Raw genomic sequence first — 15,776 nt, 5'->3', positions numbered from 1 at the left:
GAAAAATTCGTTCAGTCAGTGCATCGCAAAGCCGCCGTTGACGGCCAGCAGCTGGCCCGTCACGAAGCGCGAGAGGCCGGACAGCAGGTACAGCGTGGCGCCGCAAACGTCGGCGGCCTGCTGCTCCCGCGGAATGGCGCGGCCTTCGAGGTATTTCTGGTGACGCGCCATCGGCACGTACTCGGTCGCCTCGACCAGCGTGAGCCCCGGCGCCACGGCGTTGACGGTGATGTTGTCGCCGCCCCATTCGCGCGCCAGCGAGCGCGTCATCGAGATGACGGCGCCCTTGCTCGATGCGTAGGCCAGCAGGTTGGGCGCGCCCCAGAGGGCGGTGTCGGAGGCGAGGTTGACGACCGCGCCACGGCCGCTTGCAGCGAGCGCGCTGCGACAGGCGCGGCCCGTGAGCCAGGTGCCGCGCACGTTGACGCTCATCACGCGGTCCCACATGTCGATCTCGAGCTGGTGCGCATCGCGGCCGCCCGAGTTGGTGATGGCGGCGTTGTTGACCAGGCCGTCGAGCCCGCCGAGCAGGCGGATCGCCTCGCCGGCGCAGGCGTCGATGGAAGCCGGTTCCGACAGGTCGACGGTGAGCGCATGCGCCTTGTGGCCCGCATCGCGCAGCGCCTTCGCTTCGGTTCCGGCGAGCTCGCCGAGGATGTCGGCCAGCACCACGCTCGCGCCCGCCGCGGCGATGCAATGCGCAAACGCAAGGCCCAGGCCGCGCGCGCCGCCGGTCACCAGCACGCGGCGGCCCGCCAGCAGGTTGGCGGGCAGCTCGGCCAGCAGCGATTGCAGGCTCGACGGATCGGGAATGGCTTTGAGTTCGGTCATGGCGTGTTCAGTCGGCCTGGATGCCGAGTTCCTTGATGACCTTGCCGAAGCGCGCGTAGTCGGCCGCATTGGTCTTGCCGAGCACATCGGCATCGCCGCCCACCGGCGTGGTGCCGAGCACGGCCATGCGCGCGACGATGTCGGGCATCTTGAGGATGTCGTTGAAGTGGCCGTTGAGCGTCTTCACGATCTCGGGCGGCAGGTTGCGCGGGCCCCAGAGGCCGTTCCAGGCGACCACCTCGACGTCCTTGTAGCCCAGTTCCGCGAGCGTCGGCACAGTGGGCGCGAGCGGCGAGCGCTGGCTCGAGGCCACGGCCAGCGCCTTCAACTTGCCGTTGGCGAAATACGGCGCCACAGGGCCGAGCGTGATGAAGGTGACCGGCACATGGCCGCCCAGCACGTCGTTGACCGCGGGCGCCACGCCCTTGTAGGGCACATGCGCGAGGTTCGCACCCGAGGCGCGGGCGAACATCTCGCCCAGGATGTGCATCGGCGAGCCGCTGCCCGGGCTCGCATACGAGAGCGGCTTGCCGGTGCCCTTGGCCGCAGCGACCGCGTCCTTCGCCGTGGCGAATCCGCTGCCGGCGCTCGCCACGAGGAACAGCGGCAGGCTGCCGGTCTGCACGATCGGCGTGAAGCCGTTGAGCACGTCGTAGCCCGCACCGCCGTTGGTCTTGAGCACCAGCTGCGCGATCGAGAAGGTGCTGGGCGCGAGCAGCAGCGTGTAGCCGTCGGGCGCCGCCTTCGACACGTAGCTGCTGCCGATGATGCCGCTGGCACCCGGGCGGTTGTCCACCACCACCGGCTGCCCCACCCGCGCCGAGAGCTTCTCGGCGTAGAGCCGCGCCAGCGCGTCGGTGTCGCCGCCGGCCGGATAGGCGACCACCAGCGTGATCGGCTTGGCGGGGTAGTTCTGTGCCCAGGCAAGACCGGTGGCGCAAACACCGGCCATGGAAATGGCGGCTGCGATGGCAAGGCGGCGTGTGTGTTTCATGGGTCCGTCGTGGTTCGCGTTTTGTTTCATTAGAGAAACAACGATTTATTAATGGAACGCACGAAGGATAAACACGAAGACAACTTCGTGACTAAGTAGAAACCCTAGCCATCGCAACCCAACGTAAACAGGGCGGCCTTTCGGACCGCCCTGCTCGGAGATGGGGAGCGCGCCTGCTAGCCGCCGTAGCGCGCCACGGTCAGGCCTTCCATGTCGATCTCCGGCGCCTTGCCGGCGATGAGATCGGCCATCACGCGGCCGGTGCCGGCCGCCATGGTCCAGCCGAGCGTGCCGTGGCCGGTGCTCAGCATCAGGTTGGGAATGCGCGTGGCACCGACAACGGGCGTGCCGTCGGGCGTCATCGGGCGCAGGCCCGTCCAGAAGGAGGCGTCGCGCACGTTGCCGCCCTTGGGGAAGAGATCGGTCACGACGTGTTCGAGCGTGTCGCGCCGGCGCGGGTTGAGCGCGAGGTCGAAGCCCGAGAGCTGCGCCGTGCCGCCCACGCGAATGCGGTCGCCCAGCCGCGTGACGGCCACCTTGAAGGTCTCGTCCATCACGGTGGATTCGGGTGCGCCGCCGGCATCGGTGATCGGCACGGTGATCGAGAAGCCCTTGACCGGGTACACCGGCAGGTCGATGCCCAGCGGCTTGACCAGCGCAGGCGAGTAGCTGCCGAGCGCGACCACGTAGCGGTCGGCGGTGAAGCTGCCCTGGCCGGTGCGCACCGCGGTCACGCCCTTGGCGGCATCGTGCTCGATGGCCTGGATGTTCACGCCGAACTTGAAAGTGACGCCCGCGGCTTCCGCCAATTTGGCCAGCGCCTGCGTGAACTTGAAGCAGTCGCCGGTCTCGTCGCCCGGCAGGCGCAGCCCGCCGACGAACTTCTCTTTCACCGCCGCGAGCGCAGGCTCGTACGGCAGGCAGCCGTCGCGGTCGAGCACCTGGTAGGACACGCCGGACGCCTTGAGCACTTCGACGTCCTTCGCGGTGCCGTCGAGTTGCTGCTGCGTGCGAAAGAGCTGCAGCGTGCCCTGCATGCGCTCGTCGTACTGGATGCCCGTATCGGCGCGCAGCGCCTTCAGGCAATCGCGGCTGTATTCGGCCAGCCGCACCATGCGGCCCTTGTTGAGTTCGTAGCGCGCCTGCGTGCAGTTGCGCAGCATCGAGAGGCCCCAGCGCCACATCGCCGGATCGAGCATGGGTTTGACGACCAGCGGGCTGTGCTGCATCAGCATCCACTTGATCGCCTTCACCGGAACGCCCGGCCCGGCCCAGGGCGCCGAGTAGCCGGGTGAGACCTCGCCGGCGTTGCCGAAGCTGGTTTCGAGCGCGGGCGCCGGTTGGCGCTCCAGCACCGTCACCTCATGCCCGGCGCGCGCCAGGTAGTACGCCACCGAGGTGCCGATGACACCGCTGCCGAGAATCAGGACCTGCATGAGAACTCCCTCTTTCTGGATGGCCAGAGCGGCCCGAGGGTACAGGCTAGGGCCTGTTCACTCCACGAAAGGGGTCGCGAAGCTCGCCACAGCCCGCCCCTCGGCGTTGCGCTCCTTGTGCGTGCGGACGCACGCACGGCGTCGCGCGCCTTGATGGGCGGGCTGTGGCGAGCTTCCCTCCGGGTTGCTTCGCCAAGGGGTCGTCTGCGGCGTTGCCCGAGCTTGCAAGGCACAAGCCTTGCCGCGCCCGGGCGCCTTGCAGCCAGCCCCTTGGCGAAGCAACGCGACCCCTTTCGTGGAGTGAACAGGTCCTTGCTACAGGCCGAGAGCGTCTTGCAATCGCCGTGCCGGCCAGTGCTCGGGTTGCTGCGGCCAGGCTTCGAGCAGCGCGACCATGCGCGCATTGCGCGGTGCGCTCAGCCCGTGCTCCTGCGCGAGGCGCACCACCTCTCCGCTGAGCGCATCGATCTCCGTGCGGCGGCCGAGCGCGAGGTCGTCGGCCATGCTGGAGCGCGCCTTGGCATCGATGCGCAGCATGCGCGCCGCGACGATGCGAAAGAGCCAGTCAGGCAGGCGCAGCAGGCTCGAAAGCCGCTGCGCCGGCACGGCCGCCACCTGCGCAGGCGTGATGCCGCTCACGCCGAGCACACCGAGCGTTTCGTCGATGAGCGCTGCGAAGCACCGGCGGTACCCGCGATGCATCAGCTCCTCGCGCAGCGGCAGGCCCGAAAGCGCATTGACCGGGTTGTTGAGGTTCAGCAGCAGCTTGCCCCACTGCACCGGCAGCAGGTCGGCATGCAGGTCGACCGGCACGCCGGCGCGCTCGAACATGGGCAGCCACGGGCGCAGCGCCATGTCGTCCTTCGCGGCGAGCCGCCCGGGTGTGCCGCGATGGAAGGCGCCCTCGCCGATCTCGGCCACGTTGTACGGCACCATGCCCGGCAGCACGTTGAGCGACGGGCCGGCGTGCGATGCGGCCGCGCTGTTGGAGATTCCGTTCTGCAGCGAGACGACCGTGGTGCCCGCGGGCAGCGCGAAGGCCAGTTCGCCCGCCGCTTCGGCGGTGGCGCCGCTCTTCACGCAGAGCAGCACCAGCGCAGGCTTTGCGCCGACGGGCACCTGCTCGCACAGGCGCAGCGCCGACGGAAGAATGTGGTGCTTCGCGCCGTCGAGGTCGCTGAGCGAGAGGCCGTGGTCCGCGAGCTTTTTCAGCACGCGGGGCCGTCCGACGAAAGTGACGGGCACGCCCGCCGCGGCAAGCCGACCGCCGATGTAGCAGCCGATGGTGCCCGCGCCCATCACGAGCACCTCGCCGGGTGGCGCGCCAGACTCCTTGCCGGGCAGCGCCTCTGTCATCAGACGCGTTCCGAGACCCAGCCCTGAACCGACTTCAGCGCGGCAGGCACGCCCGCCGCATCGGTGCCGCCGGCCATGGCCATGTCGGCCTTGCCACCGCCCTTGCCGCCGACCTGCTGCGCCACGAAGTTGACCAACTCGCCGGCCTTCGCCTTGCCCACGGTGTCGGCGGTGACGCCGGCCGCGATCTGCACCTTGTCGCCATCGACGGCCGCCAGCACGATGATGGCGGTCTTGAGCTTGTCCTTGAGCTTGTCCATGGTGTCGCGCAGCGTCTTGGCGTCGGCGCCGTCGAGCTTGGCGGCGAGCACCTTGATGCCGTTGATGTCGACCGCTTGCGCGATGAGCTCGTCACCCTTGGACGACGCGAGCTTGCCCTTGAGCGAACCCACTTCGCGCTCCAGCGTCCTCACCTGTTCCAGCACCTGCGAAAGGCGCCCCTGCAGTTCGGCGGCCGGCGACTTGAGGGTGGCGGCCACGCTCTGCACGGTCGATTCGAGGTCCTGCAGGTAGGTGAGCGCGTTGGCGCCGGTGACCGCTTCGATGCGGCGCACGCCGGCAGCCACGCCGCCTTCGCTCACGATCTTGAAGAGGCCGATGTCGCCGGTGCGGCCCACGTGGGTGCCGCCGCAGAGTTCGCGGCTCGTGCCGATATCGAGCACGCGCACGGTCTCGCCGTACTTCTCGCCGAACAGCATCATCGCGCCGGTCTTCTGGGCCGATTCCATGTCCATCACGTGCGCCTGCGTGGCGACGTTGGAAAGGATCTCGGCATTCACGCGCTTCTCGATCTCCAGGATCTGGTCGCGCGTGACGGGTGCGTTGTGCGCGAAGTCGAAGCGCGTCTTGTCGGCATCGACCAGCGAGCCCTTCTGCTGCACGTGGTCGCCGAGCACTTCGCGCAGGGCCTTGTGCATCAGGTGGGTGACCGAGTGGTTGCGCATGGTCGCGTTGCGGCGCGCGCCGTCGACCGCGGCCTTGACCGCGTCGCCGACCTTGAGCGTGCCCTGGGTCTGCGTGCCGTGGTGGCCGAACACGTCGGCCTTGATCTTCTGCGTGTCTTCCACGCCGAACTGCACGCCTTCGGCGCTGAGCACGCCCTGGTCGCCGACCTGGCCGCCGCTCTCCGAATAGAAGGGCGTGGTGTCGAGCACGACGATGCCGGGCTGGCCTTCCTTCAGCTCGTTGACGGCAGCGCCTTCGAAGTACAGCGCGACGACCTTGGCGCTTTCCTCGAGGTGTTCGTAGCCGGTGAAGGTGTTGCCCGCGCCGGTGTATTCGACGTTGCGGTCCATCTTGAACTTGCCGCCCGCACGGCCCGCGGCCTTCTGCTTTTCCATGGCGACGTTGAAGCCGGCCTCGTCGACGCTCACGCCGCGCTCGCGGCACACGTCGGCCGACAGGTCGAGCGGGAAACCGTAGGTGTCGTGCAGCTTGAAGGCGACGTCGCCCGGCAGCGTCTTGGCGCCGCCGGCCAGCGCCGCATCGAGGATTTCCATGCCGTTGGCGAGCGTCTCGAAGAAGCGCTCTTCCTCGGCCTTGAGCGTGTCGGTGATCCGCTTTTCGTCGGCCACGAGCTTGGGGTACGCATCGCCCATGAGCTTCACGAGGTCGGGCACGAGCTTGTGGAAGAACGGCTTCTTCTGGCCCAGCTTGTAGCCGTGGCGGATCGCACGGCGCACGATGCGGCGCTGCACGTAGCCGCGGCCTTCGTTCGAAGGGATCACGCCGTCGGCCACCAGGAACGAGGTGGCGCGGATGTGGTCGGCGATCACGCGCAGCGAGTTGTTGCCCAGGTCTTTTTCGCCGGTCTCGCGCGCCGCGGCCTTGATGAGCGCATCGAAGATGTCGATCTCGTAGTTGCTGTGCACGTGCTGCAGGATCGCGGCCAGGCGCTCCAGGCCCATGCCGGTGTCGACGCAGGGCGCGGGCAGCTTCTTGACCGAGCCGTCGGGCTGCATGTCGAACTGCATGAACACGTTGTTCCAGATCTCGATGTAGCGGTCGCCGTCTTCATCGGGGCTGCCGGGCGGGCCACCGGGGATCTCGGGGCCGTGGTCGAAGAAGATTTCGGAGCACGGACCGCAGGGACCGGTGTCGGCCATCATCCAGAAGTTGTCGGACATGTAGCGGCCGCCCTTGTTGTCGCCGATGCGCACGACGCGCTCGGGCGGCAGGCCGATTTCCTTGGTCCAGATGTCGTAGGCCTCGTCGTCCTCGATGTAGACGGTGGCCCAGAGTTTTTCGGCCGGGAGCTTGTAGACCTTGGTCAGCAGCTCGAATGCCCAGGTGAGCGATTCGCGCTTGAAGTAGTCGCCGAAGCTCCAGTTGCCCAGCATCTCGAAGAAGGTGTGATGCCGCGCGGTGTAGCCCACGTTCTCGAGGTCGTTGTGCTTGCCGCCGGCGCGAAGGCAGGCCTGGACCGAGGCCGCGCGCACGTAGTTGCGCTTGTCTTCGCCGAGGAACACGTCCTTGAACTGGACCATGCCCGAGTTGGTGAACATGAGGGTCGGGTCGTTGCCCGGCACCAGCGAACTCGACGGCACCACGGTGTGGCCCTTGGAGGCGAAGAAATCGAGAAAGGTCTTGCGGATGTCCGCGACCGTGAATGTGGGCTGGCTCATCTTTGGATTTCGTCTTCTGTCGAGGGCGGCCTGGCGATGGCGACCTCTTGTCGAAACCACTGCGTCGAACCGACCTAACTGCTTGATTTGCTTGAACAAACGATTATAGGTTTGCCCATGGCGCCCGGGCGTGGCCGGGGCCAACTGCATGATCGGGGCGCCGCGGCTAATATGCGCCCTGAAGCCCGCGCGGACGAACCAATCGTGGCGGGCTTCGTCCTATTCATATGCACAACATGAATCAAGGAGTCCGCATGCCAGGTCTTGAGGCCGAACACTGGAAGATCGAGGACCTCGATTTCTCTCGCATCGCACTCGACAGGGTGCGCCCGGACGAGAATCTTTTCTACCTCGTGACCTCCGCCTCGTTCATCGAAAGCGGCTCGGACCTGTACACGCACAACCTGGTCGATTTTTTCCGCGGCGACGACGAAGTCACCGACTGGCTCTCCAACTACTGGGAGCCCGAGGAGTTGCAGCACGGTCAGGCCCTGCGCGCCTATGTGCGCCATGTGTGGCCCGAATTCGAGTGGGATACGGCCTATCGCGGCTTTCTGGAGGAGTACGCGACCTACTGCAAGGTCGAACTGCTGGGGCCGACCCGCGCTCTCGAGATGACCGCCCGCTGCGTGGTCGAGACCGGCACCGCCACCTATTACCGCGCCATGGCCCGGGCCACCGACGAGCCGGTGCTGAGCGACCTGGCGACCCGCATCGCGACCGACGAGGTCAACCACTACAAGCACTTCTACCGGTTCTTCCGCCGCTACCGGGAGCAGGAAAAACTCAGCCGTTTCCGCGTGATCGGCACCATCGGCCGGCGCACGCTGGAGCTCAAGAGCGAAGACGCCGACTGCGCGATCCGCCACGTCGTGAAGGCCCGGTCGCCCCATCGCGCCGACGACACGGCCTATGTGCAGCAGCTGAGCGCGCGCATGAACAGCACCATCCGCACCAACCTGAGCGCCGGCAGCACATTGAAGATGCTGATGCGGCCGCTGGAGTTGCCTGCCCGGGTGCAGACGGTGATCCAGTACCCGATCAAGCAGTTCATGCAGCACGTGTTCCTGCGCTAGCTGCCTCGGAGCCCCCTCCACCCTTCATCCCTCCCTGGGCATCACGGGAAAAATCGGTCCCGGCCGACAAGGGATGGGCCGTTTTTCCGGCCTTGTCCTGCATGGGTTTTTCGTGCTCGCATGATTGAATTGGTATCCGAATTTTTCAGGAGCAACAACGATGGAGGCCAAGGCATCACGCCTCGGGGGACGGACAAGCGACCTGCTGGGCATCGGCGTGCCAGGTTTGGACGACGTGTTGGGCGGGGGCCTCGAACCCAACCGCCTCTACCTGGTGGAGGGAACGCCGGGCGCCGGCAAGACGACCATCGCCCTGCAGTTCCTGCTCGAGGGCGCCAGGGCGGGCGAATCGGTCCTGTACGTCACGCTCTCCGAAACCGAGCACGAACTGCGCGGCGTGGCCAACTCGCACGGCTGGGACCTGTCTGGCATCCATGTGCGCGAGATGCTTCCCGCGCAGGACAGCCTCCACCCCGAGGAGCAGTACACGATGTTCCACCCTTCCGAGGTGGAGCTGAGCGAAACGACGTTGCGCATCCTCAGCGACGTGGACGCCCTCAAGCCCTCGCGCATCGTCTTCGATTCGCTGTCGGAGTTGCGGCTGCTGTCGGGCACATCGCTGCGGTACCGCCGGCAAATTCTCGCGCTCAAGCAGTTCTTCGCGGGCCGGCAATGCACCGTGCTGCTGCTGGACGACATGACCGCCACCGAGCACGACCTGCAGGTGCAGAGCATCGCGCACGCCGTGCTGCGGCTCGAGCAGCTCAACTCCGACTACGGTTCGGCGCGGCGCCGCCTGCTGGTGGTCAAGTACCGTGGGCAGGCCTATCGCGGCGGCTTCCACGACTACAAGATCCATCGCGGGGGTCTGCAGGTGTTTCCACGGCTCGTGGCGTCCGAGCACGCGACCAACGGACCGCTGGTCAAGATACCCAGCGGCATCGCGGAACTGGACGACCTGCTGGGAGGCGGTCTCGAGAAGGGAACGAGCACCCTGTTCGTCGGCGCGCCGGGCACTGGCAAATCGTCGGTGGCCGTGCAGTTTGCCGTTGCCGCGGCCCGGCGCGGCGAATGCGCCGCGCTCTTCATCTTCGACGAGAGCGTCAACACGCTGCGCACGCGCTGCGCCGGCCTGGGGATGGACCTGGAGCCGTACATCGCGTCGGGCCATCTGCGCATCAAGCAGGTCGACCCCGCCGAGCTCTCGCCGGGCGAACTGGTCCACGAGATCCGCCTGGCCGTGACCGAGCATGCCGCGAAGGTCGTCGTGATCGACAGCCTGAACGGCTATCTCAACGCCATGCCCGACGAGCGCTTTCTCATCGTCCAGTTGCATGAACTGCTCACCTACCTCGGGCAGGCCGGCGTGGCCACGCTGCTGGTCGGCGCGCAGCACGGGCTGATCGGCATGCAGATGCAGACGCCCGTCGATGCCAGCTACCTGGCGGATGCGGTCGTCCTGCTGCGCTACTTCGAGTTCGAAGGCGAGGTCCGGCAGGCCATCTCGGTGCTCAAGAAACGCGGCGGCGCGCACGAGCGGACCATTCGCGACTTCTCGATGACCAGCAGCGGGTTGCATGTGGGCGAGCCCCTGCGCCACTTCAGGGGCATCCTGAGCGGCATTCCTGTGCCCATCGATGGCGTCACCGCCAGTCCGCCGTGACGACGAACGCAACGGCCTCCACCATCACGCAAGAAGACACGCAACTGCGCGTCCTGCTCAGGACGGCAACTTCGAGGGACGCCGTGATGGCGACGGCCGTGCTCGAACGCGCCGGCATCGCCACCCGGGTCTGCGCCACGCTGCACGAACTGGTGCTGGAAATCGGCCAGGGTGCAGGCGCCATCCTGGTGTCCGAGGAAATGCTGTCGGGCGACGGTGCCGCCGCGCTGTCTGACGCGGTGTCGGTGCAGCCGCCCTGGTCGGACCTGCCGGTGCTGGTGCTGGCCCGCCAGGGCGCCGATTCGCGCGCCATCGCCGTGGCCATGGAAGGCATGGCCAACGTCACGGTGCTGGAGCGGCCGATACGGGTGGCGGCACTGGTCAGCGCACTGCGAAGCGCCCTGCGGGCCCGGCGGCGCCAGTACGAGCTGCGCCGCATCCTCGATGACCTGAGCGAAGCCGACAAGCGCAAGACCGAGTTCCTCGCCACGCTGGCGCACGAGCTTCGCAACCCGATGGCGCCGCTGAGCACGGCGCTGGCCATCCTCACGCGCAAGCCGCTCACGCCCGAGGCCGCACTGCCCTACTACCAGCTCATGGGCCGCCAGATCGACCACATGGTGCGCCTGGTGAACGACCTGATGGAGGTCTCGCGCATCACCCGCGGGAAGATCGAACTCCAGCTCGGCGAGCTGATGGTCGACCAGGTGATCCGCGATGCGGTGGAACTCAGCCGCCCGCTGATGGACGCAGGCCGGCACCGGCTGCAGGTGCATGCAGCAGATACCCCGCTGACCGTCGAAGGCGACGGCGTGCGACTCACGCAGGTGTTCTCGAACCTCCTGAACAACGCGGCCAAGTACACGCCCGAAGGCGGACGGATCGACGTGTTCGTCGAGCGCGACGGCACGAATGCGGTGATTCGCATCCGCGACAACGGTGCCGGCCTCCCGCGGGACATGCTGGCGTCGATTTTCGACATGTTCGTGCAGGTGAGCGGCACGGCCAGGGCCGCCCAAGGCGGCCTGGGCATCGGACTCACGCTGGTGAAGAGCCTGGTGGAACTGCACGGCGGCACGGTCAGCGCGAAGAGCGATGGCCTCGGCCATGGCAGCGAGTTCGTGGTGACGCTGCCATTGGCGATCGCGCACGACGCGGGCGTCGGGAAGCGCGCGGCGCCCTCGACCGAGGCGGCCATCGCGCGACACGACATCCTCGTGGTCGACGACAACCGCGACGCGGCAGAGTCGCTTGCGGCATTGCTGGGCCTCCTCGGGGCGCGCACTGCGGTGGCGTTCAGTGGCGCCGAAGCGCTGAAGATCGCGGAAAGTTTTCGTCCTTCGCTGGCGATCCTGGACATCGGCATGCCCGGAATGGACGGCTGCGAACTGGCCCGCAGGCTTCGGGCCGACCCGGCGCGCAGCGGGCTGACGCTGATCGCCCTCACGGGCTGGGGCCAGCCGGACGACAGGGTGCGCATTGCCCAGGCCGGCTTCGACCATCACCTGCTGAAACCCGTCGACATGGAAGAGCTGTCGATGGCGCTGCGGCGGCTGGCGCAGCGCTAGTCGAAGGGCGCTTCAGGCGCCGCTGAATTGGCGCAGCGCGCGATGGCCGAGCCGGGTGAGTTCGGTCACCGTTGCCACCGGCACGCCGGCCTCGGCGGACCGCTTCGATGGAAGCACCGCCTTGACGCAGCCCTCCATCAGCAGGGCCTGTACAGCGGCAATGCCTTGCGCGCCCGCGACGGTGGCAGGCAATCGCTGCGTGGAGAGGTAGTGCAACAACGTGTGGCGCATCTTCTTGAATCCCTGGACGCTTGATGGAGATGCGGAGCGCAGAGAAAGAAATCTTGACGACCTTCAGCCTCGAGGAACCGCTCGATGAGCGGGTGCAAAAGCAGATGCAGAAGCGACCTCTACCAACGCCGGAAGACCGTCAAGATTCAGTATCGTTCTCCAACCTTAAGCCGGGCTGAAGACCGGTTGTGCGTCCTTGCAATCAAGGTACCTAGGTTAGTGATGCGCCCGGTCTCCCGCCAGTGCCGAAAGTCATCTGCAACCGGCAGCCTTCCTGATCGAGTCTCTTACAGATGCTGCGCGACGATCACCACCGCACCGGCCAGCGAGATGGCTCCACCAATGACTTTTCTCAACGTCTTCATGCGACTCTCCAACAGTGAGCCGTCAATGGTGCCGCGTCGGCGCCCGCCGCGGGTTTGACAATATTCATCCCCGGGATAGGGACGGCCATCAGGTCGCGGAGGTCAGGCCCGGCTTGCGGTTGCCGTCCAGCGAATACAGCTGCGGCCGGTCTTCGGCGAGTACGTCGGCAGGCCCCTGCTCCGCGCCGCGCGGTTGCCGATAGAGCTCGCTCTCGAGCCGCCTCACACGCTCTGCGTACATCCGCGCCAATGCGCTGTGGTGCTCGGCGGCCGCTTGATGTTCGATGCGAGCCATCTGTGCTTCCTCGAGCAATGCCGAAGCCCTTTTGAGGTATGCGGTATGGCTGGGACGAAACAAGAAGTCGAAGGTCATTTCATGCTCCTTGCCGCAAAAAGTGCGGTGAAGAGATGTTCCTCCCGCGAGCCCCATGACGTCTGTCAGAGCGCACCTACCCCGGTTTCTGCAACCACTTTTTACCTAGCACATGCCCATGTCAGGTTTTCCATTTCCGATGGGGACAATGTTGTGGAAAACCATGTGTGAAGAGTTCAGGATCGTTGCCTGGCGTGGCCTGCAACACGGTGCCTGCAAAAGCAGCAGCAGGCGAAAAATATTTGGATGCGTTGCAGATTCCGTTCTTTGCCGGGCACAAAAGCGCGATCTGCTACAATCCGCCTCCGCCCGGACTTGCTCCGGGTGTTGCCTGGCCAGGCAAGCCGAATCTCACACCGGCGCGTCGAAGTCACTCCGACGAAAAAAATAACAGGTGGCTTCCGCAATTGAACATTTGCCGTAACCGTGGACCGCGTGAGAGTTCACGACCACATTCCCGAAAAAGCCCGCCTCGTGCGGGCTTTTTCATGGCCGATCGATCAGCCTAGCCCGGAATTTCGCTCTCGAGTTCCCGCTCCGTTCCGCGCGGAAGCTCGGCCAGGAACGTCGACACGATGATTGCCGCCGCCCGATCAACCTCGAGCACATCGGTAATGCCGAACTTGAGCGAAGCCGTCTTGCCCATGGAGCCGAGCGGCCTGCGCAACTCCAGAAGAACCTCGGTCGCCAGTTCACGATCGGTGCGCGCGCGGCCGTCGGGCCGCATCACCCATCGGTCGACCTGGTGGAACGGCATGCTGCGAAAAACTCCCACGACGGGGAAATACTGGAACCGCTCTTCATCGAGCCGGATCGGAATGCTGAAGCGGCACACGAATGTGTCCACCTCAGGTGACAGTTCATTCATAACTCCCATGAGACACCTCTTTTTGTTGCAAGAGTGTGCTGCAGCGGTCCGTACATTGGGAATGGTTGGCCTGCGACATAAGGCACAACAAGACACAATTACACAAACTTGATGGCTTGAACTGGCATTAATTCACAGCCCTTTGGAACGCCAAGCCCAAAAAAAACCCAGCACACGGCTGGGTTGAATCTCTTCAAGTGCTGTCACACACAGAGAACTCGCAGTTCGAAGCGAGTCCGCAAAATCTAGGGCTTCGCACAAGCCCCCTCTGTCGGACGAGACCGACACTTCAGACCGATCCGCCGTCCGCTGGGCTCCAGCGCCTGCCAAATACTTCACGTTTTTAGGTGTGTCCTACGCGAACAGCCTATTTTTGGCTTACAGCCGATAACAACTGCTCCGCCGACGATCAAGGGGCTGTCACGCAACAGGGCCGCATAGAAGAAGAGCTCTCTGTTTCGTCCTTAGAGCGCCCTCAAAGGGCTCCTCGAACCCGCTTCGGCGGGTATTTTTTTGCCCGGGCGGTTCTGGGGTGGCCTGGACACAGCACCAATCAGCGCTCGCCGTCTGACGATGTGCATGGCCATCGCCGATGCGTAGACGCCACGCGCACTTCTGCGCGACTGTGACCATTCGCGGCAATATCGTTACGACCTGTTGAAGGCGGCGGCGCCGAAGCTGGCATTCGGCGCCGCATGCCCAGAGGACGGCATCGAGTCTTGTCATCCGCGGCGCCCGTGGGCTCCAGAGGCAAACGGAATCGCGTGGCATTCCCGCATGTCGATCGGCCCCGCCCGTGTCAACCCCGGCCGACTCAAACGAATGTAGGACTCCGCCCGGTGCAGTGGAAAAAAGTAGATGTGAAGTTTTCACACCTTGTTTCTCCCCGAAGCAGGTTGGACCGCGTTTTCGACGTAACTTTATTGCACCGCAGCATGAGTAATCCAAAAAATCGAAGCTGCGGATTGGGTGTTCGGGAGGGTCGCGTCAGGTCTGTTTTTCATCACCGAGAGGCATGCCGTTTTTGCACCGGCATGCCGCCGACGTTCTTCTTTTAAGAGGTGGCTATGCCAGCGTTCAGACCCATTCCTTTTCCGTCGAAACCGGGCCAGCCGCATGCGGCCGCTCGTGTCCCCGAGGCCCGCTCGCCCGCCAGGGGCAGACACGGTCGCCCTCGGCGCCAGCGGGGTGCGCTTGTTCCCAAGCTGGCGGGCTATGCGCTGCTGGCATTCGTCCTGTGGCTGATGATTGCCACGCTGGTCAAGCCGCTGCTGTCTTCGCAGGCCACGCGCGCCGTCCTGCAGGCGCCGGTCGGGCTCATTACGTCGCCGATCAGCGGCGTGGTCACGCAGATGGCGGTGCGCTCGCGCGACGCCGTGGCTCCCGGGACGCTGGTGGCGACGGTGCGCAATCCCACCGTCAGCCAGGAGATCCTCACCACGCTCACCACGCAGCGCCTTGCCTTGCAAAGCCAGCTGTCCCAGTTGAGCAACCAGTACAAGTCCGACAGCCAGGAGATGCGCGCCGTCGGTCAGCAGGCCCAGGTGCACCGGCAGGCCTCGCTCGCGCAGAGCTGGGAAGCCTGGGAAATCGCCCAGCGCCAACGCGAGGTGGCGCACAGCGTCGTGGCCGAGCAGGAGAACAAGGTGCGCACCAATGAGGCGCTGCTGAAGGAAGGCGCCATCAGCGAGCAGGTGATGAATGCGGCCGAAGCCCAGCTGAGCACCGCGCGCGCCAATGCGGCGGTGGCCGAGCAGGCGTTCGTCGGGCAGGCGCAGACAGTGGTGAGTGCGGGGCAAGGCGCCTTCGTGGGCACGGGGGGCAACAACCTGTTCCAGACGCTTGCGAGCCGGCGCGAGGCTCTGCGCAACAGCACCGAGCGCGCGCGCCAGGACGGCACCGCGATCTACCAGCAGCTCAAGCAGATCGCCCAGCTCGAAGCGGACGAGCGCCGCCGCGTCGACAAGCTTGCCGCCTACGAGGTCAAGGCGAGCCAGCCAGGCATGGTGCATACGGTGCTGGCGCCCGAAGGCGCGTACGTCACCGCGGGCGCGTCGCTGGTGCGCGTGACCGACTGCAGCCGGATCGGCGTTGTCGCCGTGTTTCCCGCGCGGCTGGCCAAACGCCTGAGCATCGGCTCGGTGCTCGACGTGACGGTGGCGGACAACGTCACGGTGCCGGCGCGCGTCGAGCAGTTGCTCCCCGTGGCTTCCGATGCGCTGCAGAGCACCTACAGCGTGCCCTTCCCCTATGCCGAGCAGGGCTCCATCTATGCCGTGGCGCGCATCGAGAACGCCGAGCCGCCGCAGTCCGCGGACGGCAGCCGACAGACCCTGTGCGTGCCCGGCAAGGTGGTGTCGGCCAGCCTGGCCAAGGCCTGAGCCGCAAGCA

The 15,776-nt window shown here is 66.0% G+C and carries 12 protein-coding genes; 4 read left to right on the top strand and 8 right to left on the bottom strand.

What is annotated here, in order from left to right; all coding sequences use genetic code 11:
• Nucleotides 1-15 precede the first annotated feature (15 nt).
• The 5 genes from QF040_RS03535 to alaS all read right to left on the bottom strand — a co-directional run bounded on the left by QF040_RS03535 (nt 16) and on the right by alaS (nt 7,241).
• Nucleotides 16-831, bottom strand: a complete 816-nt coding sequence (locus QF040_RS03535; protein WP_429609873.1) for an SDR family oxidoreductase — start codon at nt 829-831, stop codon at nt 16-18.
• A gap of 7 nt (nt 832-838) precedes the next feature.
• On the bottom strand, nt 839-1,825 hold the full coding sequence (locus tag QF040_RS03530; protein ID WP_429609872.1) for a Bug family tripartite tricarboxylate transporter substrate binding protein: 987 nt from the start codon (nt 1,823-1,825) through the stop codon (nt 839-841).
• 176 nt (nt 1,826-2,001) lie between these two features.
• Nucleotides 2,002-3,261, bottom strand: coding sequence for a D-amino acid dehydrogenase (locus tag QF040_RS03525; RefSeq protein ID WP_429609871.1), 1,260 nt, complete (start codon nt 3,259-3,261; stop codon nt 2,002-2,004).
• A 315-nt stretch (nt 3,262-3,576) separates the two neighbouring features.
• Nucleotides 3,577-4,617 (bottom strand): 2-dehydropantoate 2-reductase, encoded by a 1,041-nt coding sequence (locus QF040_RS03520; RefSeq protein ID WP_429609870.1) that lies wholly within the window; start codon nt 4,615-4,617, stop codon nt 3,577-3,579.
• Nucleotides 4,617-7,241, bottom strand: a complete 2,625-nt coding sequence (gene alaS / locus QF040_RS03515) for an alanine--tRNA ligase (RefSeq protein ID WP_429609869.1) — start codon at nt 7,239-7,241, stop codon at nt 4,617-4,619. The genes QF040_RS03520 and alaS overlap by 1 nt, the downstream gene beginning before the upstream one ends.
• 254 nt (nt 7,242-7,495) lie before the next feature.
• On the opposite strand from alaS, the gene QF040_RS03510 reads away from it, so the two are divergent.
• The 3 genes from QF040_RS03510 (at nt 7,496) to QF040_RS03500 (ending at nt 11,548) form a co-directional block, all read left to right on the top strand.
• A complete protein-coding gene (locus QF040_RS03510) occupies nt 7,496-8,317 on the top strand; it encodes a ferritin-like domain-containing protein (RefSeq protein ID WP_429609868.1) in 822 nt (273 codons plus the stop codon).
• A 160-nt stretch (nt 8,318-8,477) separates the two neighbouring features.
• Nucleotides 8,478-9,980: an ATPase domain-containing protein gene (locus QF040_RS03505; RefSeq protein ID WP_429609867.1), complete on the top strand. Its 1,503-nt coding sequence runs from the start codon at nt 8,478-8,480 to the stop codon at nt 9,978-9,980.
• The gene (locus QF040_RS03500; protein ID WP_429609866.1) at nt 9,977-11,548 is read left to right on the top strand and encodes a hybrid sensor histidine kinase/response regulator; all 1,572 of its coding nucleotides are present in this window, start codon (nt 9,977-9,979) and stop codon (nt 11,546-11,548) included. The genes QF040_RS03505 and QF040_RS03500 overlap by 4 nt, the downstream gene beginning before the upstream one ends.
• Nucleotides 11,549-11,560: 12 nt before the next feature.
• On the opposite strand, the gene QF040_RS03495 is transcribed toward QF040_RS03500, so the two are convergent.
• From QF040_RS03495 to QF040_RS03485, 3 genes are all read right to left on the bottom strand, one after another.
• Nucleotides 11,561-11,779 carry a hypothetical protein gene (locus QF040_RS03495; protein ID WP_429609865.1) on the bottom strand — a complete coding sequence of 73 codons (219 nt, stop codon included), beginning with the start codon at nt 11,777-11,779 and terminating at the stop codon, nt 11,561-11,563.
• Nucleotides 11,780-12,232: 453 nt separating this feature from the next.
• A complete protein-coding gene (locus QF040_RS03490) occupies nt 12,233-12,517 on the bottom strand; it encodes a hypothetical protein (protein ID WP_013542019.1) in 285 nt (94 codons plus the stop codon).
• Between the two features lie 505 nt (nt 12,518-13,022).
• Complete coding sequence (locus QF040_RS03485) at nt 13,023-13,364, bottom strand: hypothetical protein (protein ID WP_429609864.1); 342 nt, start codon at nt 13,362-13,364, stop codon at nt 13,023-13,025.
• 1,265 nt (nt 13,365-14,629) lie between these two features.
• Between QF040_RS03485 and QF040_RS03480 the strand changes: the two genes are divergently transcribed.
• A complete protein-coding gene (locus tag QF040_RS03480; RefSeq protein ID WP_429609863.1) occupies nt 14,630-15,766 on the top strand; it encodes an HlyD family efflux transporter periplasmic adaptor subunit in 1,137 nt (378 codons plus the stop codon).
• Nucleotides 15,767-15,776: the final 10 nt, after the last annotated feature.

The sequence above is a fragment of the Variovorax sp. W2I14 genome, assembly GCF_050435205.1.
GTDB lineage: Bacteria > Pseudomonadota > Gammaproteobacteria > Burkholderiales > Burkholderiaceae_C > Variovorax > Variovorax paradoxus_C.
This window is presented reverse-complemented; position numbering and strand designations above follow the sequence as displayed.